Genomic DNA, 25,203 nt, shown 5'->3' with positions numbered 1-25,203 from the left:
GTTCGATTCCGTCCCGAGCCACCATTTATTTTAATAAAATACGCCGGCTTAGCTCAATTGGTAGAGCAACTGACTTGTAATCAGTAGGTTGGGGGTTCAAGTCCTCTAGCCGGCACCATGTAAGTTTCGGAGGGGTAGCGAAGTGGCTAAACGCGGCGGACTGTAAATCCGCTCCTTCGGGTTCGGCAGTTCGAATCTGCCCCCCTCCACCATTTACATAGGGGCATAGTTTAAAGGTAGAACTGAGGTCTCCAAAACCTCCAGTGTGGGTTCGATTCCTACTGCCCCTGCCAAATATATTTACACAACATGGCGGTTGTGGCGAAGTGGTTAACGCACCGGATTGTGGCTCCGGCATTCGTGGGTTCGATTCCCATCAGTCGCCCCATTTTTATTTTAAAAATTACAAATAATTTAATTGATACTTACATATAATTAAGTAAGAATTCGATGGGCTATAGCCAAGCGGTAAGGCAACGGACTTTGACTCCGTCATGCGCTGGTTCGAATCCAGCTAGCCCAGCCATTTTTGCGGAAGTAGTTCAGTGGTAGAATACAACCTTGCCAAGGTTGGGGTCGCGGGTTCGAATCCCGTCTTCCGCTCCAATAAAATTTAATATGGCGGCATAGCCAAGTGGTAAGGCAGAGGTCTGCAAAACCTTTATCACCGGTTCAAATCCGGTTGCCGCCTTTTCTTTTGTGCCGATGTGGCGGAATTGGCAGACGCGCACGACTCAAAATCGTGTTCCTTCGGGAGTGTCGGTTCGACCCCGACCATCGGTATCATGAACGGATTAAGAGAAGAGATGAGTAATCATCTCTTTTTTTGCGTTTGTAAGCGGACAATATGCGAGAATACTACGAAATATCAAGCGTTTCCTACTGCGGTGGGAGACGCTTTTTTTATGCCCTAAGCGCTCTATTTATGCTCTAATACTTCTCCGTCAATCGTGTACACTGATTATCCCGCAACGATAGGAGGATAGGCGTTTATGAGTAGACGTAAAAACGTATTAGATGATAGTGAACTAGCTATTCTGCGTCGGACAACAAAATCGTATGTAGAGACGTTTGAGGATGCGATATTGTTATTTTTAAAAGACTGCGAAATCCGTAACCTTAGACCATACACCATGAAATTTTATCGAAGTGAATTAAATACATTCCTTAATCAATTAAATGAGCAAGGTATAAATCCTAGCATTTTAAAACCAAGTCATGTAACAGAAGAGCATATTAAAGAGAATGTAATTTTATATCTTCGAAATTATAAGGGAGCGCGCATAGTTACAATTAATACACGACTAAGGGCTTTACGTGCGTTCTTTAATTTTCTATATAAGAACAAACATATACCGAAGAACCCATTTGAAAAAGTACAACTTTTAAAAGATCGTAAGCATGTAATTGCAACATTTACAAAAGAACAGTTAGACAAGCTATTTGGACAACCTGACTTAAAAACGTTCACAGGGGTTAGAGATTACACAATGATGATGTTATTACTGGAAACAGGGGTAAGGGCTAATGAATTAATAGGTCTGTCCTTAGCGGATATTCGATGGGAAGACAATTTACTATGCGTACGTAATGCGAAGAGTTATCGGGAGAGATTAGTTCCGTTTCAATCGAATATGAAGAATCAGTTAAAGAAATATATTGCGATTCGTGGTTACGTAGAAGAGGATGCATTGTTTGTAACAGTGGATAATTCACGTTTATCTAAACGAGCATTACAAAATCGTTTACAAAAGTACGGAGAAATGTCGGGTATAAAAGGCGTTAGATGTAGCCCGCATACTTTCCGACATACATTTGCGAAGCTATCTGTACAACAAGGAGCAAATATATTCGAGTTACAAGCGATCTTAGGTCATACGAGTATGGAGATTGTAAAAACGTATGTTAATTTATTCGGTAATGACGTAAGAGAAGCGCATAAAAAGTTTTCACCGTTAAAGGTTTTAGAAAAACGGTACGTTTAAAAAAGGTAACGAAAAAAGTCCCCTGACGGCAATCAGAGGACTCAAAACATTCAAAATTAAAATTAAAAACTAAATAACGGACATTCCGTACATTCAGTACCCCCATTATAAATTTTTTTAAAATATAATGCAAGGGGTTTGGTTTCTTATTGTCTTTTTTAGCTGATTAGAAGCGTTGGTGTGCGGTAATTCCGAACGTGGAATTGCCCGTAAACCACGCTAAAAACTGATTGGCTTGCTATCGGTCGTGCGGAGAGTCCTCGAAGGCTCTTACAAGGATAGCGCCCCGTAGTGTATTCCTATTCGTATGCTGCGGGAAGGTGAGAACTTACCTAGGCGTTTAGTCTAAAAGGTTCGGGAGGTTATCGTTAGCATTACGGTGCTAGGGAGCGCATTCAGCTTGTCGTGTAGGGACGATATTACAGGGACAAGCCTACGTTAAAGGGTGCGTGCGGTGAAAATCGCTGAGTGAATGGGGTCTACATACGGAACACTGACGAAGCAAGCCATGTTATTAACCGTAAAGTCGCTTATCTCTCTAGCTTTCTTAGTTTTTTAACTTCGAAATCTAGGGGATAAATCTGTCTGCCAGCCGTTTTCCTAACTTCGCTGCGCCATGATAAAAACCGAAAACCTTAAAGGTCAAGAGATTAAGGGAAAAAGAAAACTACCACTAACCACGGATAGAGGAAAATATAGAAGAGTACCACTAACCGCGAGACGAGAAAAGTGGATTTAAACAAAATATAGAGTAAGATCTATAAGAGAAAAAATAAAAAAGATAAAAGAGAAATAAGAGGATACAATTTAATTAGATGTTAGGGGAGACGTGCCCATAGCGGGAGGCGGCAAGGTTTTTCGCTTTTCCCTTTAAGATAAACGTAGATATGCGATAATTAAACGATAGAAAGGGGATTCGCAAGGATGAGGAATAGAAAGAACGATAACAACGGCGATAAGAAACGAGGAAACAAGCTAAGCGAACGAAATAAAAAGAGATTAGTATTACTAGTAACATTCGCTATGCTTTATATAACTAAGGCGATTACAATCGCAACGGGTAACGTTTATATCGGCGCGCTAGGCGTTGTTTTAGCTCTATCGGTTGGATTCGCGTTTTTAACTGAGATTATAGGCAAACGCATTCGAAAAAGGAAAGAATCGGAATAGAGTTGCTTATTATATCGCAGACTTGTCATGTTAACGGCGTTTCTATATAATGTTAACGACATCATGACGCGAAGGGGGTACAACATGTCAAAAAGAGACGAAGCATCGTTATTACAATGGATCTCGACCATTAAACGCGATCATACGATATTTATACCAACAACACGCGAAGAAGGTGGGTTATATACAATTGGTACGCCGCTAAATCTATACGAATATACGAAGATCGACGGTTTCAAACCTGACTACATTCACCTTTATATGGTAATAGCGAAATTGTATAACGAAAAATATGGCTGTTCAGTCGGAAAGCTAGACGAAATCGCCAATAATTCGGGGAAGAGCCTCCGATCTATCCAACGCGATATAATTATGTTGGAAAAGGTCGGCTTAATGTACTATACGAAGTCGGTCGATAATAAGAATTATTACATTTGTATAACGCCGAAAAGTGCCGATCAGGTTAGAACAATGAAAGATATTCTAAAATAGGACGTCCCTTGAAATTCTGCGTCAATTCAACTATACTTTTCATATACCTTTTCATAGAGGTAGATGGTTGAGCGTGGAAATGATCGGGACTAACTACCCCGACATATGTTTCCATGCTTTTATTATGTTATTTAATATAAATTTATATTTTTTTTGATAAATAAGTTGACGCCATTTTGGCGTATATGTTAAGATTAAGTCAGTTGATAGCGAAACAATAAATCAACGAGGTGAGCCTAGTTAACTCACTTTTATTTGAACAAGATTTAAAAACCATCTACTAATTATGAGAGAGGTAATCAATTATGTTAAAAAGTACAGGAATCGCACTATTTACAGGTTTTTCAATCGTAGCGGCTGCGTTTAGCCCTTTTGAAAATGGCGGAATCGCCTTAGGCTGCGCAACTTCTATCGATGAAAATGGAAATATCGAAGAGGTTACGACGATCGACGCAGCAAGCGACGTATTAAAAGCGTCATTTTACGAGGCTATCGATCAAGTTTGTGATAAAGTCGATGCACATTTGAATGTTAATAAGAAAGATCTACTTATCGCTAATCTATCAGCAGTTTCGGAAAAGAGCGATCGATACGAAAAAGAAATTTACGACGATCACGTTCTTATGACGAAGATTCCGATTGAGTTGCTATTTGATCGAGAATATTTAGAGGATTACATGTATAGCACGTATGAGTACGAGAATCAATGGAATGGTGGTCGTAACTAAATGAGCGCTATACCGTATGAACTAGAAAGCCCACGCATTAAGGGGGCGTTAAACCGTAAATTTGCCGCTACTACAATCGATCTATACGGCGACAGTAAGCGAGAGGACATTTTAACAGTTATCACGCTAAAAGCCGAATGGACTAGCGGAGAAATAGACGCGCTATTTGAAGAATACGACTATTGCTATAATGCGGGCGAAATTGACATAGCATTTGTGGAATGGCTCAAACTAGATAAGGGCGTCGAATTTATTACGCTATAATGACTAATGTACGTTGAAATATACGGCAGACTAACCAACTGCTATGAGGCGGACACCACACGCGGGCGTACAATAGAAAATCCTCACCACACGATATATAAATTTACTATAGAAGATATTACCTTTTGAAGAAATGGGCGGATCATTACGAATAATCTGCGGACACCACACGCGGAGAAGGTACGGCATAGGTCGGAAATGTCCAACGGGATTAACCACCTCAGCGACATAGAACGGAATCCGACGACACCACCTGCCGCATAAAATTGACGAGCGAAGGCACCATATAACAGGCGGGCTAACCAACCGCTATAAGGCGAACACTACGTGACAGGTAGACACCACACGCCGATATTATATAATTCACCACATACCTAATTATATAGATTCACATTAATGGCGCTAGGGCTAACCCTCCTAGCGTTTTTGTGAATACGTATTGTAGCAAATACGGAATGACTTACTATGCTTTAAAGCGTGGAAATGGTATAATAGTCTTCTAATACTTCTATTAGCGTCTGTACGTCTGACAGAAGCGGTCTACGTAGTTGTGGAAATTCTGCGTAGGCTATGGGGTTGTGCTCCGACGCTCTTACGTTGGATATAGCGCAGCTCCTTTTTATTTATATAATATATCGCATAATTTAAATATTGATGTAAACACGTGTAATAGTCCCAATGAAACGGCGATCCCTTGCGGCACTAGGGTTCCGTGTAACTAAAGCAGTTACACCCATTTACATATATACGACCTCATAGCGATCGGTACACTTCGCTACATTTCGGTATTGATCGCTAGTAATTTATGATAGATTGCGTATCGTGATCGTTGTACATCGATACATATATGTAGTACTTCGTATAGATCGATAGGATTATCTGCGCATTTTTCTTCGCTACATCAGCAGAATTCGATCGGAAGGGGCTATTTGAAATATCAGGGGGTTGCGATTTCCTGCGCATAATCTTAATTTATTTTACGATAGTCATACAATTAGCTGCGTCATAGAGATCTAAGGATTTCGGCGCATACAAAAAAGACAACGCCACTCAAAGCGCTGCCTCGTATTCTTTTACCTTCTTATAGAATGTCGCCTTCTTCATATTAACCGCTGCCATAAACTCGACTGCCATGATCTTCTTCGCTTTCCATTCGCCATATAAACGATCCCAGTCCGCAGGAAGTTCCATAACAGGGCGACCGATATGTTTTCCTTTTTCCTTCGCTGCGTCGATGCCCTCACGTTGACGCTCTTTGATCGTACGGCGTTCTTGCTCGGCAATTGACGTATAAACTTCGATGATAATGTTATTAATCATATCGATAACCCAGTCTTGACCTGCGGGAACGTCCGTCATTGTCGTAGGAAGGTCTATAATTTTAACGCGAATCTTCTCTCGTTTGAAGTATTCGAGGTACTCTTTAATCTGCGCTTTGTTCCGACCGAGACGATCGATCGATTTAATATATAATGTATCTCCTGCGCGCATCGCTTTAAGCATGTTCTGAAAGCCCTCACGATCCATATCCTTTCCGCTAGCCTTATCACTGTATATATATTTCTCCTCCGTTACATAAGGTTCTAGTGCCTTGTATTGTCGATCTAAGTTTTGATCCTTTGATGATACGCGTATATATGCAAAGCTGATTGCCATAATGAAAACCCCGTTTCTTTTTATCGTTAACTTAAATATACACGTATAGTCTATAAAGGTCAAATGTTTAATGTACGTACAAAAAGGTTTATGTTTCTCTATTAATAGACACGTATCTGATTGTTTTCTAGGCGTCTACAAACGTGTACCTTTTTAGACTGATAACCACGGGACGCATTGTATATCGAATAGGGCGCACCATATGTCGTATTTTCTAACGACCACACCGCAGTATGTATATTTCACAAGGGCGGTATATATCCGACCAATAGCCCGCACCATAACGCTAATCCCCCGATATGACCTACCGATATATAACAAGGCGCACATTTGTCCGCACACATAGTCGATATAGGTTGGTGCTCATTCTTTCTATATAATCGTTGCCGCTGCTCTTTCTGCGCTCACATCGGAAGACTACACGCTAATAGATCGATACGTCTACACGACTACACCGTACGCCACCACGACACCATATCATACCACCACACGGTCATAACGCCTCACGTAACGGCTGCTGCCTCTACTGTATGTATTTGTATTCGGATCTATTTAAAAGCTGCGAGAAAGAATTTAGAGAAGAATTATAAAAACGTTGTCTTCGTTCTTCTTTAATCGTTGTCTTCGGAGTGATTCGAGTATCTTCGTTCATCTTTCTTCTATTTAAAAGAATAAAAGAATTTAATTAAACTTCTTTCTTCGTTCTCTCTTCGATTAACAAGCGAATTAACAAAACTATTAACAAAGACTTGTAACAAGCGAATGAAAGAGTCGAAGTGTTTGTCGTGAATGTCTCGCAGCGATTCAGAAGGATCGAGAGCACGCCACGTCGCCGCCCATTCGAAAAAAAAATCTCGTGACCCCCATGCCGCCCCGTCGAAGCCTCTCAACAGTAGTATTCACCTAGCGCGTTTCATTTTTACCTTAGGGGGTTTATTCGCAGCAACTATCGATTTCACCAACGCCACCCGAAACCCAGCGATCACACTTCGTAAAAAATTCGCTCACATATTTTATACTCAAGGCGTCATATGCGTCATCTAGCGGCTTGTATACGGTTTCTGACGTGTTTCTTCCTATATGAGATATTCGAATTATTATCGCAGCCCTATCGACCTTTTAACGAGGTTTCACGTACCTATATAAATATAATCGCATAATTAACCTAAATTATAGAGAGTTCGCCTTTATTCGATTGTATGAGCGTTTATATAAGTGTCAGGGAAAACGAGCGAGACGGTAAAACGAAATTATCGACGTTAACCCAAAACGAGAAAGCACAAGCGTCAGCAACAAACGCATAACACGACGGCGGGGATATATTATATAAATTCTCTTCGCTATTAAATTACTTACTACCTTATATGCGTAACTGTAAGAATTCGGTTTTTGAATTCGAAGCAGAGATATATTTTAAAGTTCTATTTTAAAGATTTATTTAAAGATATATTACGTATTCGGAAAGATACCTAACTGGTATTCGGAAAGATACCTAGTAGTATTCGGCACGATACTTAGTAGTATTCGGAAAGATACCACGTCATAAGGAGAGATTAAGAATGCAGGACAACAAGAAAAAGAAAATCGAATCAGCATCGGAAATACTAAAAAAATACGCAGCGCAGCCGACATTCAACAAGGGAAATTTTGGCGACGGTATTCGTTGGACTCGTATCCCTAGTGATCTAAGAAATTACTTATTCTTATCGGACTACGGCGTCAGGGAAGCGACACTAATGCTTTATATGATCCTAATTGAATATTTCAACGAAGACGATGGATGCGCCTATCCTACGCAAAGTCAACTTGCATTACAAATGAATAAGAAGCCCAACGCGATAAAAGGTTACATCAAAACGTTAAAAGACGTCGGACTAATTAAAGTCACATCACGCGGAAAAGGTTTTTCTAATCGCTACCTTCCGTTACAACCGCTAGAAAAAAGTGTCCTATTATCTCGATTCACGTCAGCAAACGAGAGATATACGAAGCTATGTGCGGAATTAAAAGATCACGATATGCGCGATATGAAGCGAATGCCTGATCATATGAAGGCGAATAGAGAACGAAGAGAAGGCGAAGGCATAACGATTTAATCGAATTATATGAAGAAAGAGGGATCGATCATGGTTGAGTATGCGAATAGTAGACGACTAAAACAAAAATTCGGAGGTAAGAAAATGAGAAATAAAAAACAATGTTCATATTGCAGAAAAGTTAAATGCCTAGAGGATTTCCACAATCACGCGAGAACGCCCGACGGAAAACAAACACGATGTAAACCATGTAATGGAGCGACAAGGACTACATACGCATTTACAACGCTAATTCCAATCGAAGTTAACGGAGAACTTACATATCACCGCGAGTGTAGAGACTGCGGCGAAATACTACCGCTAGATCGGTTTCATAGGAATGGTCGTGGCGGTCACATCCCGCGATGCGCAATGTGCCAAAACACTAGGGTAGGAAAATCGAAGGCTATGCGTCAGGCGTTAAACGGCGAATAAAAATAATAAAAAATTAGATTGCTAGTACAATATTAGGTCAATTAGGGGTACATATAGTATGAAGGAGTAAAGACAATGATCGCTCTAAACGTACTAATTCTTCCGATTCCCGAATTAGAAATGATAAGGACATGTGAAGTTATTAGGTGACAGGAACTTTCCCCTTGTTACCTCTCTTTTGGGCGTTTGCCAGACGCCACCTTATGATAGTAATTCTTCGAAGATCTACCGTTACGTATTCGCCTTCCTGCACGATAGCGTAACGGCGGATCATTTTTTTTAAAAGTAAAACTAATCAATGACAGGGAGCTAAAAGAATGAATCCTAAAGTATTACTATTATTCCTGCAATTATCGAGAATCACACAACATCAACTAGCGAAGATGTTAAACGTATCGCAAGCGACTGTATTCAATTGGACAAGGGGAATACATGAAATGAAGTATACGCATTACGAATCACTCGTTGATCTCATCGGTGAGCATAACGTTTTCCTACTTGAAGCACAAGCGGGATCGAATGAAGTGATTGCAGCGGATCTCAAAAAACGATTAAAGGAGCGGTTATAATGAGCAATCACGAAAAACTTTTAGTTTCGAATTGCCACGAACTACATGGAAAGAAGTTCTTCCTAACAGTCTTATACGTCGATGGTCAACGCGTTAATGAGTACCTACAAGCCGAAGAGGATATCACGAACCTTAACGAAAGATATCGTGAGTATGTTACAGAAAGCGGCTATGAATGCGATAAAGTTATTGACGTTATGACATCTACGGAATACGTATATATATCGACATTGGGCGATAGTAGGTTATCAGGTCATATCACATCTGCCGAAGAAACATGCGAAACTAAGCGCTTATTCGAGACAAAGATGGTACGTGATACGTTAATCGACCTATATAACTTGGTAGATCCTGCGACACTACCAAAAAAGATTAAAGATCCGAACAGAGTGGAAAAGATATTAATAGCAGTTCTACTAAAGATCGCGAGCGGACTAAATAACTTATCGATGAAATTACAAACGAAACTAGGGGGGCGCAAAATATGAAGTGGGATCTATACAATAAATTCAGGGTTCAAGACAAGGAAGCGAACGAATTTATCGCAACATATCAAGAAAAGGTACAAGCTGCAAAAGAAAAAGTAACGGTTGCTACAAAGGCATACGAGACAACTCTACAACGAGAATTCTCGGGCGAGGACGTCAGCACCGAGAAGCAGAGAGCACTAGATAATATCGAAAAGGCACAAGCTGCGGTAAAAGTTGCCGAAGGGGAACACAGTAAGGCACATGAATACGCCATCGCGAATCTATCGGGAACAATTACCCTCGACGATCTCGTGGGTGACTGGCGTAACAATGTTGTACCAACGGTGCGTAGGGAGAAAGTGGATCCCCTTAGACAAAAAGCGCAACAAGGATTAGCGGATTACTATGATGCAATCCAAGAAATACTCCGTATAGAAGACGACCATATGTGGGTGCGTGAGCATCTGAATGAAAAACTTAGAAAACGTAAGGGCGAAACACACATCCTACTAGGCGTCACAGGTATTGGGGATATTCCCGAACACCCATCGGATCAGGACTGGTACAACATTGTAAAATATAGGCAAGTACCCGCAAGATTTAAAAATAAATAGTTTAAAATGTCAAGTCACCTATTAATCAGGTGACTTTTTCTAATTACAAGGAGGAAATAAAATGACAGAAACATATTCTAATAATCTTATCGGTGTAAAAGAATCCGTAACAGACGAGTTTTTATTATTAAATCCACTTCAAACACCTATGTTAAATCTGTTAGGTTTCGGACAAGCAGTTACGAACGTAGAGCACGTTTGGTTCGAAGATGAAATGTTCGATCAAGGAAGTACGTTAACGAGAGCTTTAACGGCTGGCATGAAATTTATCGATGTGGAAGAAACAGACGCATTCCGACCTAAACAAGTGATCCGAATCGGTGAGGAATTAATTCTAGTCACTAAAGTAGAAGGATCTAAAAAGTTAACGGTAGTTCGTGGATATGCGGGAACAGAGGCGGAAGCGCACGAGGCAGACGAAACTGTAGAATTCATGTTCGTAGAGGGTGCGGAAGGCGCGGACGCTCGCGACTCCCGTTACAAGCCACGTAAGCGTGTTTCTAATATCACGCAAATCTTCGACGATTCTGTAGAGTTGACGGGTACGGCGCAAGCGATCGCTCAATACGGTATCAATGATGCATACGAAATGGAGAAGCAAAAGAAGCAGCTAGAGTTAGCGTTACAACTAGAAAAAGCAGTCATTAACGGTGTTCGTTACGAGAGAGGCAATACACGTATGATGCGTGGTGTTCGTTCATTCATTCATTCAAACAAACGTAATTAAAGCCGACGGTGCGGCAATTTCAGACGAGCATTTAGTCGAAGCATTCCGTGCTATCTTCGAGAAAAGCGGTTCTACTGCTAGCGGTAACTATAAGATTATCGTAGGAGCTACGCAAAAGATCGCAATCTCGGCGTTTGACAATGCTCTAATTAGATTATCTCGCGAAGATAACGGACGCGGAAACGTAGTAGATCACTTCGTATCTGACTTCGGTAATGCGGAAATCGTTCTTAACAACAACTTACGAAGCGACGAGATCTTCGTGATCGATGCGAATCGCTTATCTATCCGCCCACTACAAACGCGTGAATTCGCTCACACGTTCTTAGGCAAGACAGGCGATTACATGCGCGGAATGTTAGTAGGCGAGTACACGCTAGAATTACTACAAGAAGCGGCACACGCTAAAATCATAGGGCTTGCGTCCTAGATTACCAACTAGGCTTACAAATAAGTATAACGAAACGGCGAAAGACGCTACTCAATTGAGTGGTGTCTTTTTGTCTTACATAAAAACGAAAAAAGGGTCGTGATCGAATGGCAAATGCAGGAGAAATAAAAGCGAAACTCGTCCTCGATAATGCGCAATTCAAACGAGGAATGCAAGAAGCACAAACACAAATGCAACAAACTTCAAAGAGTTCTAAAAATACATCGGATGGTATGTCAGCATTAGGTAAAGCATCAGCAGTAGCGGGGGTTGCTATCGTGGCGTCGGTCGGAGCTTCCGTAAAAGCTGCGGCAAACTTCGAACAAAGTATGGCGAAGGTTAAAGCGATCAGCGGCGCGACAGATTCCGAATTTAAACAATTAGAAAATACGGCGAAGCATTTAGGTGCTACGACGCAGTTTAGCGCCTCACAAGCGGCGGACGGACTCGCCTTCCTATCGTTAGCGGGATTTAAAGCACAAGACAGTATTAACGCGATGCCCGCAGTATTAAACCTAGCCGCAGCAGGTGCGATCGATTTAGGTACTGCCGCTGACATATCGAGTAATATAATGACGGGGTTTGGAATTGCCGCTACTGATACAGGAAAAGCGGCGGACGTTCTAACGAAAACCTTCACTACTGCGAACACTGATATGAGTCAACTGGGCATGGCTATGAAATATGTGGCGCCAGTAGCAAAGTCCTTAGGGTGGGATATTACCGATGCCGCGACGGCAGTAGCGAAAATGTCCGACGCGGGCATACAAGGAAGCCAAGCCGGCACTAGCTTACGTGCGGCGTTACTATCGTTAGCGAATCCGACAGGACAAACGCAAAAGGCATTCGAAAAACTAGGAATTTCCGTAGTAGATGCGAACGGGCAATTTAAACCACTTCCCGAATTAATCGGTCATATTAGTTCAAAAATGGACGGAATGACGGACGCACAAAAAACTGTTACTGCGGCTCAATTAGTAGGTACGGAAGCAAGCGCAGGTTTCCTCGCATTATTAGCACAAGGACAACCCGCATTACAACAATACAAAACAACGTTAGAAGAATCGGGCGGAACTGCGGAACGTGTCGCACGTATTCAACAAGAGACGTTATTAGGCGCATGGAATCAATTAAAGTCTGCGGCTGAAGGGCTGGCGATCAATCTAGGACAATCGCTATTACCTGCATTTACTGCGGTAGCACAAGGCGCAGCGGCGCTAGTTGGCGGACTGGCACAATTAGATCCTGCATTTTTAGCGGGTGGGCTAGCAGCAGCGGCATTCGCAGCGGGCGCAGTATTGGTTTATAACAACATAGGAAAAATAACGACTGCAATGCGATTACTAGGCGCTACGCTTATTTCAAATCCTGCTACGGCATGGATCGCGGGTGTATCATTAGCGGTTGGCGCATTAACGACTGTACTTATGAAGGCTTCAGGATCCGCACGAGAGTACAAAGAAGTATCGTTAGACGCTTATAAGTCATTGGGAGAGCAAGCCGACGGAATGTACCAATTAGCGGACAGACACGACGCGTTAAAGAAGAAAATTAATCTAACCACGGATGAAATGTTACGCTATCGCGATCTAACTACCGAGATTCACAAGGCGGAAGAAGGCGATTCTAAGCAAAAACTTATCAATGAGTACGAGCAGTTAGGTAAAAAATCAGGCGCTACAAAAGAGGAATTAAACGAATATCTAGAAGTTAACGCGGAGATCATAGCAAAAGCACCCGCGACAGAACAAGCCTTCGACAAAAAAGGAAATGCAATCGCTAAAACTTCTGACGAGGCTAGAAAGTTAGGCGATTCTTATAAAGAAATGCAGCGCATTGAACTAGAGTTACAACAAACTCAACTTATGATTAATCAGAAAAAAGATTTAGAAGATATGGTCGAGGCTTCGAAGAATTATAACGAAGCGTTAAAAGATCGCGCAGGACTTGTTAAAAATCAAGCGGACGCACAAAAAGGCTATGATAAAGCACGACGAGAGTATAATGACGCCGTAGAACGTGGGGACGAGCGACAGATAGAGAACGCGAGCCAATATCTAGCACGTAAGCGAGAAACGTTAACGGCAGCAAATACGGAATTAGCCGTAAATAAAGCTGCGGGAACAGAGCTAAAAGGTCAAATGAATGCAGCGCAGCAACGTTTACAACTAAGCGAGAAAACTACGAATGCAGTTATCGAAGAACATGCGGCAGCCGTAGGAATTACGGGCGCAGTTGGCGAATTGTCAGGGAAAGTTAACGAGAGACTAAGCGCCGAACAAAACGTACTATCTGAATTAGATAAACAGAAAAAATCAGGTGAAGGTTTAAGCAAAGAACAGGAACAACAATACGAATCTGCGTCGAAGCAAGTCGAGAAGCTAAAGGAAGCGAAGTCGGCAATCGATCAGGCTAAAGAGAATCACGCATCATATAAACAAGGTGTCGATGAAACTACGGAATCTATCGAATTAATGAATGACGCACTAGAAAAGCCGACCGATAAAAAGGTTAAAACGAATATCGACGAAGAGAAGAAGAAAGCCGACGAACTTCAAGAGAAGTCGGAAAAAGAAGCCGTTAAAAAGACGAAAGGCGACACGTCCGATTTCGATAAAAAGAATGCCGAAGCGGATAAAAAAGGATCTAAAGAAAATACGAAGAAGACGAAGGGTGATACGGAAGACTTCAAGAAGAAGAACGCCGAAGCCGATAAAGCAGCGCAGAAAGAAAACACGAAGAAGACAAAAGGTGATATTTCCGACGCGCAGAATAAAAACATGACAATCGAAGAGGAAATGCGACGAGAAGTACAAAAGAATCTTAACATGGACGCTTCACAAGCTAAACGAGAACTAGACGCAGTTAAGAAAGAGGCGACCAAAGCCGAAACAAAGCCGCTACATATTCGTGTAATGGAATCGGTAACGCGTACAGTATCGGAAATATTCTCTAGTAGGGAAAAACGTCATAACGGCGGTACATTATCGCAGACTATGAAAAAGCCGAAGTATCATAATGGCGGCTCTCCATACGGACTAGCTGCGCACCGACCGAAATTCGACGAAGTAGATGTGCGTCTACTCAAAAACGAAATGGTCTTAACACAAGCGCAGCAGGCGAATTTATTCAAAGCGCTAGAGACGGCGAGTCGTCCGAGCGTCGGTCATGATTTATTCGGCGCTAAAAGTAACAGAGGCACAGGCGGTAATACGACCGTGAATGTTAATTTAAGCGACGTTAGCATTCGCGATGATCGCGACATCGATACGTTAGCGGATCAACTAGTGGACAAAATCGACGTTAGACTTCGACATAAACAACGATCAATGGAGCGAGCACGAGGATATTAATAGTTATCGGAAGGACTGGCGATGCTTAAAAACGGCGTCGCCTTTTCTTTGTATTAACTATATTCGAAAACTACGATACCGAGAGACGCAATTCTAGGCGATTAGATTTAATGTGATGAACAGTTTTATACGCCCATATGCGTTATATGATGTTTAGTGTAGCGTAAGAAAGTAAACGAGCATGAAAATTATATCGCTATATAATAAGGAAGCTTTTTTTTCTAATTGCGATCTTTAGCGTGATATAGTACAATGAATTTAATAATAAATAATCGTGTGTAACGATTTGAACGGAAAAGCAACTGCGGTACAATTAGCGCTGAATACTTCGATAATATCCCGCATATTAGGCGGCTTACAAATACTTATCTACGACTCAAAATCGTGTTCCTTCGGGAGTGTCGGTTCGACCCCGACCATCGGTATCATGAACGTCGTAAAAAAACTCTATACAATTAGTATAGAGTTTTTTTGTGTTTTCTTTTCATTACATGACAAAATAAGCGCAAAAAGTGTACGGTGAGTAAACTGTGAAACATTAAAAGGATAAAAACAAACATTCAATTTTATCTTTTTAATTGCGGTATTCTACAATATTCCCTTCGAGCACTCTAGAGAGAATTTCTCCACCCCGGTGACATGAAGTTAAATCCGACACCACCAGTAGATATTAGTACATTATCAACGGTTAAGTTTGTAATTTCTAAAAACTTCTTTTTAAACTCTTCTCTGTTGTACTTATACATTGTTGAGTGGCACGCCCACATTTGCATTGAAGTACTTAACCAATCCCCTAATTCCTTCAATTCAGGAAACGCCTCAAATTGGATTGGTTCATCTAATTTCATGAATCTTACTTGATAGATAGTTGGGTTTAACTTTTCTCCTATTCCTTTAAGAGTATGTGTGTTTTTTTCGTTTGAATGTGTCATAATTCTCCCCCATTTCCCCTTCGAATTTTTTCCTATTTTAATTATACAACAATAGAAAGTAATTGTAGGAATATTATGGAAATTGTTATCAGCAATATAAAAAGACTCTAACAGAAATGTTAGAGTCTTTTTTGTTAAATTATATTATGTGATGCTAAAATTCGTAATAAACTTAGGAATTCATGTATAATATAACTTGTCGAAAGAACAAAATGATAGTGATTTATATTATGTCTGTAATATGAATCAAAAATGAACTTTTTATATTTCTTTTAAAAATGTGTTGAACACACATTATATTTCATATTAATATTTTTATGTAGATTTAAAACGAGAAAGAGAGTGGAAAGTATGGGCCGTAAATGGAACAATATTAAAGACAAAAAAGCATCAAAAGATGCAAATACAAGCCGTATATACGCGAAATTTGGACGTGAAATTTATGTGGCGGCAAAACAAGGCGAGCCAGATCCAGAATCAAACCAAGCGCTTAGAGTCGTATTAGAACGTGCGAAAACATACAATGTACCAAGAACAATTATTGATCGTGCAGTTGAAAAAGCAAAAGGCGGTTCAGAGGAAAATTATGACGAGCTTCGTTATGAAGGATTTGGACCAAATGGAGCTATGGTTATTGTAGATACACTTACAAATAACGTAAACCGTACTGCAGCAGATGTACGAGCTGCATTTAGCAAAAACAGTGGTAACATGGGTGTAAACGGTTCTGTAGCTTACATGTTTGATGCGACAGCTGTTATCGGCCTTGAAGGTAAAACATCAGATGAAGTTCTTGAAATTTTAATGGAGGCAGATGTAGATGCACGTGACATTCTAGAAGAAGAAGATGCTGTTATCGTGTATGCTGAACCAGATCAATTCCATTCAGTACAATCTGCACTTAAAGGTGCTGGCGTTGAAGAATTTACAGTTGCAGAATTAACAATGCTTGCACAAAGTGATGTTACACTTCCTGAAGATGCTCAAGTACAATTTGAGAAAATGGTTGATGCATTAGAAGATTTAGAAGATGTACAACAAGTTTACCACAACGTAGACTTAGGAGAGTAATACGATGAAAGCCCCTATTCGTTTAACGAATAGGGGCTTTTTTTATGAAGTTAATTAAGGTGATGAATTATTAAAGGTATTTTGTTGTAGATAGGGAATATGCTTATAGGGATATATGAAATAACCATTATTTCTAGGAGGCTTAGTATGGAACATAAGACACCAAAGCATATAGTTGCCGTAGCAGGTTATTTAACAAATGAAAAAAATGAAGTGTTATTAACAAAGGTACACTGGCGAGCTGATACGTGGGAAATGCCAGGAGGACAGGTAGAAGAAGGAGAAGCACTCGATCAAGCTGTCTGTAGGGAAATAAAAGAGGAAACAGGGTTAACGGTGAAGCCTATCGGAATTACCGGGGTTTATTATAATGCCTCTATGCACATTCTGGCTGTTGTTTTCAAAGTAGCATATGTGAGTGGCGAAATAACAATTCAACCTGAAGAAATACAAGAGGCTAAATTTGTTGCTTTAAATGAAGAGAACATAGATGAGTATATAACGCGTCCTCATATGAAATCTAGAACACTTGATGCAATGAGAGCAACACATTGTATTCCATATGAAACGTGGGAAGTGCAGCCATATAATTTAATAGGAAGAGTGTAAAGAAAAGAGTGGCTGATTTGAGATACATTCAAATCACTACTCTTTTTTGTATATTGTTTAAGAAAAAGGTCAAAATAATAATAGTGTTAGTATTGATTTCAAGAACGTTTGTTCTGTATAATGTATATGTTATATACATTAAGATTACTAGATACTCAAAAGTACATATATTTGTAGATGATATAATTAAAGTATAAAGTGAAAATATAATAGCCTTAAGGCTTACTCTGTGATTGGTTATTCGTGCATTAACATAATCTACATTCAATATTTCAGATGAATAGTAGATAAAAAAGGACTGTGATACAATACTTTTTTACCCCGCTATTTGCCGGGAACGTGATTGGTGAGGGCTGAGTAAAGTTTCACTTTATACCTTACAATGATGTAAGGTACGTGTAAGAGAAATCGATGGGATATTTTTTTACAACAAGGTATTCTTAAAGTAAGAGTTATACGCTGTGTGGAAAAGAGGTGTTCAAGATGAAAGAACGAGTATTATCTAGGGTGAACTATCATCAAAAAGTTGCATTAAATCCAATGACTAAACTTTTTTATAAAGCCATTATATTATTATTATTGTTAAGTTGTACGTTATTATTCATTGGAAATGTAATGATCGAGCAAAGTGATATTAGTAAATTACATGTACCGGCTAAGTTAGAGGTGCCAGAATCATTAACACATGCATTTATTGCGACAGAAGATAAAAGATTTTATCATCATAACGGTTTAGATTATATAGCAATTATTAGGGCCTCTGTTGAGAATATAAAGGCTGGTGGTGTCGTGCAAGGAGGAAGCACGATTACACAACAGCTATCTAAAAATGCTTTTTTAACGAATGAACGTACATTTTCTCGTAAGTGGAAAGAGATTTTTTATACGAAAAAAATTGAACGCACATTTACGAAGGATGAAATTTTAAAATTATATGTAAGTAACATTTATTATGGTGAAGGAGCATGGGGAATTGAAAAAGCAGCAAACCTTTACTTCGGTAAAAAGGTGAACCAATTAACGTTGGCTGAAAGTGCGATGATGGCTGCTGTAGTAAAAGCACCTGCTTATTACTCACCTGCCCAAAATTATGATAAAGCAGTAGAGAGACGAAATGTCGTTTTGAGATTAATGGAGAAAGAAGGCTATATAAGCCATGATGAGTATGTTCAAGCAGTTAGTGAGAAATTAGTAATTCGTCATGATATAAAAATAGAGCAGTCGATGTTAAATAGTGCGCGTAAAAAAGCAGTAAGTTAAGAGAAGTTCCTACAGAGGAGCTTCTTTTTTTGAATAATTTGTGACAATTTGTGACACAATATCGTCACAAATATTGTATTTTTGTAATTTATGTGAGCGTGTTCATTGCGTGACGTATATAAGTGTTGATATTATGTGTATTGTGTACAATGCTGTATACAGAATATGAATTTAAAGAGGAATGTATATGAAATCAAATAAACTCATGGCTCTTGGGGTAGTTTTTTCTATCGCAGTATTGATTGTAATCGGAACAATTGCGTATAGCATCATAAATGACAAAAAAGATAAAGGGAATGAGATGTTTGCTTATTCTACGCAACAATCTTTAGGGAAAGATGATGCTCCGGTTAAGGTAGTTGAATTTGGAGATTTCAAATGTCCTGCTTGCCGTACTTGGGATGTAACCGTATTACCTCGATTAAAGGAAGAGTATATTGATAAAGGTAAAGTGCAGTTATATTTTATTAACTTCCCATTTATCGGAAAAGACTCGGATTTAGGTGCAGCAGCTGGTGAAGCAATTTATAAACAAGATAAAGATTCATTCTGGATCTTCTATGATGAAATTTATCAAAATCAAAAGAAAGATACGGAAGAATGGATTACAGAAGATTTGCTTCTTAGCATTGTGAAAGAGAAACTTCCAAAAGTTGATGTAGCGCAATTTAAGAAAGATTTACACAGTAAAGAAATTACAGAAAAAGTACGTAAAGACTCAGATCGTGCTCAAAAATTAAAAGTTCAAGGTGCTCCTTCAGTATATGTAAACGGAAATCTTGCAAACCCTGATTTCGATAGTATGAAGAAGGCAATTGATAAGGAATTGAAAAAGTGATGAGGTCTCTCATCACTTTTTCGACTTTTTTCGATAAAATTCTTGCCTCTATTTTTTTAACATGCTATACTACTTTACATAAGTTATTCTAATATCTTATATGTAATTCATATTTGCGGGTGTAGTTTAGTGGTAAAACAAGAGCCTTCCAAGCTCTGGTCGAGAGTTCGATTCTCTTCACCCGCTCCAAATTTTATTAAATGTTTTTCTATAAATTGTGATCAACGCAGTGTTTCGTTTCCGAGATAAACGAGGCATTGCGTTTTTTAATGTTTGAAAAATATAATTACATGCGAAAATAGAAGTAAATAATAGTATTCCAAAAGTGAATTACTAACCAATAGAGTCGTTACATAAGGGATGGATTCATCTGAGGAGGCGATTAAGAGTGGATTTTGAACAATTAAAGCAAGATGTAATTGCGTATAGTAAAACAATTGGTATAGATAAAATAGGCTTTGCAAGTGCTTCTCCTTTTGAGGAATTAAAGCAGCGCTTAATCCAGCAACAACAATTAAATTATCAATCTGGATTTGAAGAGCCTGATATAGAGAAGAGAACGAATCCGCAACTTTTATTACCGGGTGCTAAATCAATTATTGCGATTGCTTTAGCATATCCTTCAAAATTAAAAAATGCACCATTAAGTAAGCGTGGAGAACGCCGTGGAATTTTTTGCCGTGCTTCTTGGGGACAAGATTATCATCTTGTTTTACGAGATCGTTTGCAAAAATTAGAAGCATATTTAATTGAAAAACTTCCAGATATAGAAGTGAAGTCCATGGTTGATACAGGTGAATTAAGTGATCGAGCTGTATCAGAGCGTGCAGGCATTGGCTGGAGTGGGAAAAACTGTGCTATTATTACACCTGAATTTGGTTCTTACGTATACTTAGGGGAAATGATTACAAATGTTCCATTCCCGCCAGATAAGCCGATAGAAGATCAATGCGGGGGCTGTACGAAATGTATCGATATTTGTCCTACAGGTGCTTTAATACAGGGGGGACAGTTAGATTCGAAGAAGTGCATTGCGTTTTTAACACAGACGAAAGGATTCCTACCTGAAGAATATCGCGATAAAATAGGAAATCGTATATATGGATGTGATACGTGTCAGACTGTTTGTCCGAAAAATAAAGGAATGGATTTTCATAATCATCCTGAGATGGAGCCGGATCCTGAGCTAGTTAAACCATTATTAACGCCACTTTTAACAATTAGTAATCGTGATTTTAAAGAGAAATATGGGATTATGTCAGGGTCATGGAGAGGGAAAAAGCCACTGCAAAGAAATGCGATTTTAGCATTAGCACATTTTAAAGAAGCATCGGCAATTCCTGATTTAATTGGTGTTATGAAAGATGACCCAAGACCGGTATTGCGTGGAACGGCAGCATGGGCACTTGGGAAAATTGGCGGAGATGGAGTAGGCGAAGCGATTGAAAAAGCGATGGAACGTGAGAAAGATGAAGAAGTGCTTCATGAAATGAATCGCGGGCTTGAATTGTTAGCACAGAAAAAAGAGTAGATAATATTTCCCTTTTTCATATTGTAATATGGGAGGGAAACGAAATGGCTGTAAAAATGAATATTGAAAAGCAAGTACAACAGTTTTTAGCATATATCACAGAGAAACGAACAGACGTGGATGGTATTGCTGAGGATTTACTACAAATGGCACAGAGAAAGAAACAATTGTTTCAAAGGCGTAGTGCACATATAGTGAAAGCAACTGCGGATGTTTCTTTCATTAGGCAATTAAATAGTAATGACCATCAAGAAATTGATTATCAAATACATTTTAAATATTTAATTAAGCATAAAGAATTATTTTATATTGAAGAGGAACAATTAAAACGAAGAGTTTGTTTAAATAATAGTCGGATTATAAGCGATTATGATATTGAAGTGTCAGAAGAAATTAGAATGGGTGAGACATTAGAAAGGGAAATTACGAAAGAGAAGTACGGTTCTTATCAATATAATCGTTTAGAGGCAGTGAAATATGCAGAGCGTTGGTGGGATGACCGAAATCCTATGTATCGTAATTTCCCTGATAATTGTACGAATTTCATTTCTCAATGTCTTCATACTGGAGAAGTACCTATGAACGGATATCCTAATATTCGTAAAGGATGGTGGCAAAGGGAGAATCAGTGGAGTTGGAGCTGGGCTGTTGCACATTCTTTTTATTGGTATTTGTCAGGTGCTACAACAGGACTTCGAGCAGAGGCGGTAGAGAGGCCAGAAGAACTTATTCTTGGAGATGTTATTGCTTATGATTTCGAGGATGACGGAAGATGGAATCATACGACGATTGTAGTAGCAAAAGATGCAGATGGTATGCCGCTTGTAAATGCACATTCAGCGAATAGCCGTCGACGTTATTGGAACTATGAAGACTCTAGTAAATATACACCACAAATGAAATATAAATTCTTTCATATTATTAATGGGTAGAGATTTTTCGCTCAAGTGGTATAATACGTAGTAGACAAAAAACAGAGGTGAATATCGCGTGGGAGTACATGTTGTTTTATATCAGCCAGAAATTCCAGCAAATACAGGGAATATTGCTCGTACTTGTGCAGCAACTGGAACAGAATTACATTTGATTAGACCGCTTGGATTTTCAACGGATGATAAAATGTTAAAGCGTGCCGGATTAGATTATTGGCAGCACGTGAAAATTACGTATTATGATTCAATTGAAGAATTTTATGAAAAAAATAAAGATGGTGAATTCTTCTATTTAACGAAGTATGGCGAGAAAGCTCATACAGCGTTTGACTATAGCAAGCGCGAGAAGGATTACTATTTTGTATTTGGAAGAGAAACAAACGGCTTACCAGCTAATGTAATCGAAGAAAACTTTGATCATTGTTTACGTATTCCAATGACAGATAAAGTACGTTCATTAAATTTATCTAATACAGCAGCAATTTTAATTTATGAAGCATTCCGTCAACAAAATTACCCTGGATTAGATTTAGAAATCGTTTATTAAAAGTCGCCATATGGCGACTTTTTTTTATAAAATAAAAATAATATGTAATCATACATTTAAAAGAGAGGACATAATCATATAGAATGGGATATATGATTAAAAATAGATAAGACGGGTTGAGATAAATATGAAGGAAGAATATAGTAATCAAAATACCTTTTTAAGTATGATAGATATGGATTTAATTAGACAAGGGTTATTACATGCTATTCAAGATTTAGTATTTATATTGAAAGTTATTGATGATGAAACGTTTAAATATATGTATGTGAATAAAATAGGAATGGATTATGCTAGGTTAAGCGAAGAGTGCTATGGAAAAACTTTTGCAGAAGTATTACCAAAAGATATAGCGGGGATATTGCAAAGGCAATATGAAAAAGTAGTGAGAGAAGCAAAAGCACACACTTTTTGTGATGTAGTCAAATTACCAAAAGGTGAGATACATTATGAATCTTCACTTAATCCTGTCTGCGATGAAGAAGGAATATGTCAATTTGTTATTTGTATTACAAGAGATATTACAGCTCAAATTGAGGAGAAGACAGAGATAGAGGAAAAACAAATGTTATTTAAGTCGTTACTGGAATATAATAATGACTCAATTATATCTATAGATTCTATAGGGAGAGTTACATATGCAAACCCGGCAACGTATGAAATATTTGGATACCGATATGAGGAATTAAATAATAAATTTATTTTTGAATTCATTAATAAAGAATATGAAAAAGATTTTCAAATTATATTTAAGGGATCAATGCAAGGAAAAGCAAAACAAATTGTTTCAAAGAAATATATTCATAAAGAAGGGTACGAGCTATATATTTCTTTGAGAACTATCCCGATTATTGTGAACGGTGAAATTGTTGGAGTTTATATTGTTACGAGAGATGTTACAAGGCAAGTATTAAACGAAATGCGAACAGAATATTTAGCTTACTATGACCAGTTAACGGGATTAATGAATAGAATTTCATGTGCAAATAAGTTAAATACTTTTTTAAATGAGAGTATAAATTTTGCGCTTGTATTTATAGATTTAGATGAGTTTCATCGTATTAATGATACATTTGGTCATAAAGAGGGAGATAAAGTATTACAAAAAGTTACAGAATGTTTAAGCAATCTAAAAATAGAAGGTATGCACTTATTTAGAGAACACGATGATCAATTTGTTATGTTAATAGAAAATATAACGAAAGAATGTGTAGAGGAAGTTGCAAAAAGCATACTGAAAAATATTAGTGAATATTTCGTAATCGAGGAAGAAGATGTATATTTAAGTGCGTCAATTGGAATTGTAATGGCTCCAGCAGATGGAGAAGATGAAAAAATACTATTTCAGAGGGTCGATGCTGCTTTAGAAAAAGCAAAAGAAAAAGGAAAAGGACATTATCATTTTTATTGTAGTGGATTAGACTGTGAGCGTGAACAAAGGTTTATAATAGAAAACCAGTTACATCGTGCTATAGAAAAAAACGAGTTTTTCTTATATTATCAGCCACAAATTAATATTGAAACGAAAAAAATAGCTAGTATGGAAGCTTTAATAAGGTGGGAGAATAAGGAATTAGGATTTGTTTCTCCAAACCAATTTATTCCGTTGGCAGAAAGAACAGGATTTATTATTAAGCTCGATGAATGGGTAGTAAATCAAGTGTGTCAGCAACTGCGCGAATGGTTAAATAAAGGATATGAAGTGGTCCCAATTGCAGTTAATATTTCAGCTAGACACTTTCGCTCTATTACATTAATAGAGATGATTACACGGGCTTTAAATAAGTACAATGTACCAGCTCATTTATTAGCGATAGAGGTTACAGAAGGAGCTCTTATACATAAAGATATATCGAAGAGAGTGTTACTACAATTAAAAGAACAAAATTTAAAGATTCATTTAGATGATTTTGGAACAGGCTATTCATCTTTAAGTTACTTAAAAACATATCCAATTGATACTTTAAAAATTGATCGTTCTTTTATGGAAGGTATACATATAGATGAACGTGATACGAATATTACAGCTGCAATTATTCATTTAGCTCATACTTTAGAATTGAATGTAATTGCAGAGGGAGTAGAAAAAAAGGAGCAAATACAGTTTTTGAAAGAAAAGAATGTGAAGCTTGTACAAGGTTATTATTATAGCCGACCACTATCCAAATATGATATAGAAAATATGTATTATAAATAATGCATAAAAAAATGATGTGCTAAAAGCACATCATTTTTTATGTGTACCTGGTTTGTCATTGTAACCGGATGTAAAAATAGCGGTAAGAAATGTGAGTGATACACCTAAAATTAATAATAATTTCATACTAATATCCTCCTTACTTTTTTCGGTTCACGAGTTTTATTTATTACCCAAAATGTATGTAAGGTTCTTAGAAGAAAAGAATTTATTTATAATGAATAGCAGTGTAAAAACGTTAATACCTATATTATACAGAATTTTCTTTGAATTTTGGAGAGAATTTTAGCGTGCTATTATATATTTCGTTTTGATTTA

Annotated in this window: 23 protein-coding genes and 9 tRNA genes; 30 read left to right on the top strand and 2 right to left on the bottom strand. The window is 38.4% G+C overall.

From position 1 onward, the window contains the following. Positions 1 to 42: 42 nt before the first annotated feature. From RT27_RS06460 to RT27_RS06400, 13 genes are all read left to right on the top strand, one after another. Positions 43 to 118 (top strand) — tRNA-Thr (locus RT27_RS06460). A 10-nt stretch (positions 119 to 128) separates the two neighbouring features. Beyond that, positions 129 to 212: transfer RNA gene (locus tag RT27_RS06455), tRNA-Tyr, on the top strand. 7 nt (positions 213 to 219) lie between these two features. After that, positions 220 to 293 (top strand) — tRNA-Trp (locus RT27_RS06450). Positions 294 to 312: 19 nt separating this feature from the next. Then, positions 313 to 388 (top strand) — tRNA-His (locus tag RT27_RS06445). A 63-nt stretch (positions 389 to 451) separates the two neighbouring features. After that, a tRNA-Gln gene (locus RT27_RS06440) sits at positions 452 to 526 on the top strand. A 5-nt stretch (positions 527 to 531) separates the two neighbouring features. Continuing rightward, positions 532 to 606, top strand: a tRNA-Gly gene (locus RT27_RS06435). 14 nt (positions 607 to 620) lie between these two features. Further along, positions 621 to 691 (top strand) — tRNA-Cys (locus RT27_RS06430). 10 nt (positions 692 to 701) lie between these two features. Next, positions 702 to 783 (top strand) — tRNA-Leu (locus tag RT27_RS06425). A 209-nt stretch (positions 784 to 992) separates the two neighbouring features. Next, positions 993 to 1,985 carry a tyrosine-type recombinase/integrase gene (locus RT27_RS06420; RefSeq protein ID WP_043935576.1) on the top strand — a complete coding sequence of 331 codons (993 nt, stop codon included), beginning with the start codon at positions 993 to 995 and terminating at the stop codon, positions 1,983 to 1,985. 924 nt (positions 1,986 to 2,909) lie between these two features. After that, positions 2,910 to 3,155: a hypothetical protein gene (locus RT27_RS06415; RefSeq protein ID WP_043935575.1), complete on the top strand. Its 246-nt coding sequence runs from the start codon at positions 2,910 to 2,912 to the stop codon at positions 3,153 to 3,155. An 84-nt stretch (positions 3,156 to 3,239) separates the two neighbouring features. Then, positions 3,240 to 3,647 (top strand): hypothetical protein, encoded by a 408-nt coding sequence (locus RT27_RS06410; protein WP_043935574.1) that lies wholly within the window; start codon positions 3,240 to 3,242, stop codon positions 3,645 to 3,647. A 305-nt stretch (positions 3,648 to 3,952) separates the two neighbouring features. Then, positions 3,953 to 4,375: a hypothetical protein gene (locus RT27_RS06405; RefSeq protein WP_043935572.1), complete on the top strand. Its 423-nt coding sequence runs from the start codon at positions 3,953 to 3,955 to the stop codon at positions 4,373 to 4,375. Further along, positions 4,376 to 4,639, top strand: coding sequence for a hypothetical protein (locus RT27_RS06400; RefSeq protein ID WP_043935570.1), 264 nt, complete (start codon positions 4,376 to 4,378; stop codon positions 4,637 to 4,639). A 1,050-nt stretch (positions 4,640 to 5,689) separates the two neighbouring features. On the opposite strand, the gene RT27_RS06395 is transcribed toward RT27_RS06400, so the two are convergent. After that, positions 5,690 to 6,295 (bottom strand): recombinase family protein, encoded by a 606-nt coding sequence (locus tag RT27_RS06395; protein ID WP_043935569.1) that lies wholly within the window; start codon positions 6,293 to 6,295, stop codon positions 5,690 to 5,692. 1,736 nt (positions 6,296 to 8,031) lie between these two features. Here RT27_RS06395 and RT27_RS06385 point away from each other — a divergent pair. The 8 genes from RT27_RS06385 to RT27_RS06355 all read left to right on the top strand — a co-directional run bounded on the left by RT27_RS06385 (position 8,032) and on the right by RT27_RS06355 (position 14,968). Beyond that, entirely contained in the window at positions 8,032 to 8,391 is a 360-nt protein-coding gene (locus RT27_RS06385; RefSeq protein ID WP_231583602.1) for a helix-turn-helix domain-containing protein, read from the top strand. A 30-nt stretch (positions 8,392 to 8,421) separates the two neighbouring features. Beyond that, positions 8,422 to 8,805, top strand: a complete 384-nt coding sequence (locus RT27_RS06380) for a hypothetical protein (protein WP_052497689.1) — start codon at positions 8,422 to 8,424, stop codon at positions 8,803 to 8,805. Between the two features lie 317 nt (positions 8,806 to 9,122). Next, a complete protein-coding gene (locus RT27_RS06375) occupies positions 9,123 to 9,374 on the top strand; it encodes a helix-turn-helix domain-containing protein (protein WP_043935563.1) in 252 nt (83 codons plus the stop codon). A 197-nt stretch (positions 9,375 to 9,571) separates the two neighbouring features. Further along, complete coding sequence (locus RT27_RS35705; protein WP_231577674.1) at positions 9,572 to 9,862, top strand: hypothetical protein; 291 nt, start codon at positions 9,572 to 9,574, stop codon at positions 9,860 to 9,862. Further along, on the top strand, positions 9,859 to 10,458 hold the full coding sequence (locus RT27_RS06365; protein ID WP_043935561.1) for a hypothetical protein: 600 nt from the start codon (positions 9,859 to 9,861) through the stop codon (positions 10,456 to 10,458). The genes RT27_RS35705 and RT27_RS06365 overlap by 4 nt, the downstream gene beginning before the upstream one ends. Positions 10,459 to 10,519: 61 nt before the next feature. After that, positions 10,520 to 11,185 (top strand): DUF5309 family protein, encoded by a 666-nt coding sequence (locus tag RT27_RS35700; RefSeq protein ID WP_231583601.1) that lies wholly within the window; start codon positions 10,520 to 10,522, stop codon positions 11,183 to 11,185. Then, complete coding sequence (locus RT27_RS35695; RefSeq protein ID WP_346725542.1) at positions 11,145 to 11,615, top strand: DUF5309 family protein; 471 nt, start codon at positions 11,145 to 11,147, stop codon at positions 11,613 to 11,615. The genes RT27_RS35700 and RT27_RS35695 overlap by 41 nt, the downstream gene beginning before the upstream one ends. 107 nt (positions 11,616 to 11,722) lie before the next feature. Next, complete coding sequence (locus RT27_RS06355; RefSeq protein WP_043935560.1) at positions 11,723 to 14,968, top strand: phage tail tape measure protein; 3,246 nt, start codon at positions 11,723 to 11,725, stop codon at positions 14,966 to 14,968. A 611-nt stretch (positions 14,969 to 15,579) separates the two neighbouring features. On the opposite strand, the gene RT27_RS06350 is transcribed toward RT27_RS06355, so the two are convergent. Continuing rightward, positions 15,580 to 15,900: a DUF3884 family protein gene (locus RT27_RS06350; RefSeq protein ID WP_043935559.1), complete on the bottom strand. Its 321-nt coding sequence runs from the start codon at positions 15,898 to 15,900 to the stop codon at positions 15,580 to 15,582. Between the two features lie 351 nt (positions 15,901 to 16,251). Between RT27_RS06350 and RT27_RS06345 the strand changes: the two genes are divergently transcribed. From RT27_RS06345 to RT27_RS06305, 9 genes are all read left to right on the top strand, one after another. Further along, entirely contained in the window at positions 16,252 to 16,971 is a 720-nt protein-coding gene (locus RT27_RS06345; protein ID WP_000532949.1) for a YebC/PmpR family DNA-binding transcriptional regulator, read from the top strand. Between the two features lie 147 nt (positions 16,972 to 17,118). Further along, complete coding sequence (locus RT27_RS06340; RefSeq protein WP_043935558.1) at positions 17,119 to 17,580, top strand: NUDIX hydrolase; 462 nt, start codon at positions 17,119 to 17,121, stop codon at positions 17,578 to 17,580. 483 nt (positions 17,581 to 18,063) lie between these two features. Further along, on the top strand, positions 18,064 to 18,840 hold the full coding sequence (locus RT27_RS06335) for a transglycosylase domain-containing protein (protein WP_000664718.1): 777 nt from the start codon (positions 18,064 to 18,066) through the stop codon (positions 18,838 to 18,840). 187 nt (positions 18,841 to 19,027) lie between these two features. Further along, a complete protein-coding gene (locus RT27_RS06330; RefSeq protein WP_016083611.1) occupies positions 19,028 to 19,678 on the top strand; it encodes a thioredoxin domain-containing protein in 651 nt (216 codons plus the stop codon). Between the two features lie 115 nt (positions 19,679 to 19,793). Beyond that, positions 19,794 to 19,867: transfer RNA gene (locus tag RT27_RS06325), tRNA-Gly, on the top strand. Between the two features lie 199 nt (positions 19,868 to 20,066). Beyond that, positions 20,067 to 21,209, top strand: a complete 1,143-nt coding sequence (gene queG / locus RT27_RS06320) for a tRNA epoxyqueuosine(34) reductase QueG (RefSeq protein ID WP_000345209.1) — start codon at positions 20,067 to 20,069, stop codon at positions 21,207 to 21,209. A gap of 44 nt (positions 21,210 to 21,253) precedes the next feature. Further along, on the top strand, positions 21,254 to 22,141 hold the full coding sequence (locus RT27_RS06315; RefSeq protein ID WP_016083610.1) for an amidase domain-containing protein: 888 nt from the start codon (positions 21,254 to 21,256) through the stop codon (positions 22,139 to 22,141). Positions 22,142 to 22,199: 58 nt separating this feature from the next. Continuing rightward, positions 22,200 to 22,688 (top strand): tRNA (uridine(34)/cytosine(34)/5-carboxymethylaminomethyluridine(34)-2'-O)-methyltransferase TrmL, encoded by a 489-nt coding sequence (gene trmL, locus RT27_RS06310; RefSeq protein ID WP_000538147.1) that lies wholly within the window; start codon positions 22,200 to 22,202, stop codon positions 22,686 to 22,688. 127 nt (positions 22,689 to 22,815) lie between these two features. Then, positions 22,816 to 24,885 (top strand): GGDEF domain-containing phosphodiesterase, encoded by a 2,070-nt coding sequence (locus RT27_RS06305; protein ID WP_043935555.1) that lies wholly within the window; start codon positions 22,816 to 22,818, stop codon positions 24,883 to 24,885. The last annotated feature ends 318 nt before the right edge of the window (positions 24,886 to 25,203 follow it).

Origin of the sequence: Bacillus sp. L_1B0_5 (assembly GCF_000836715.1) — a bacterium.
Taxonomy (GTDB): Bacteria; Bacillota; Bacilli; order Bacillales; family Bacillaceae_G; genus Bacillus_A; species Bacillus_A thuringiensis_S.
Note: the sequence above shows the minus strand (reverse complement) of the source record. Positions and strands in the feature narration are given on the sequence as shown.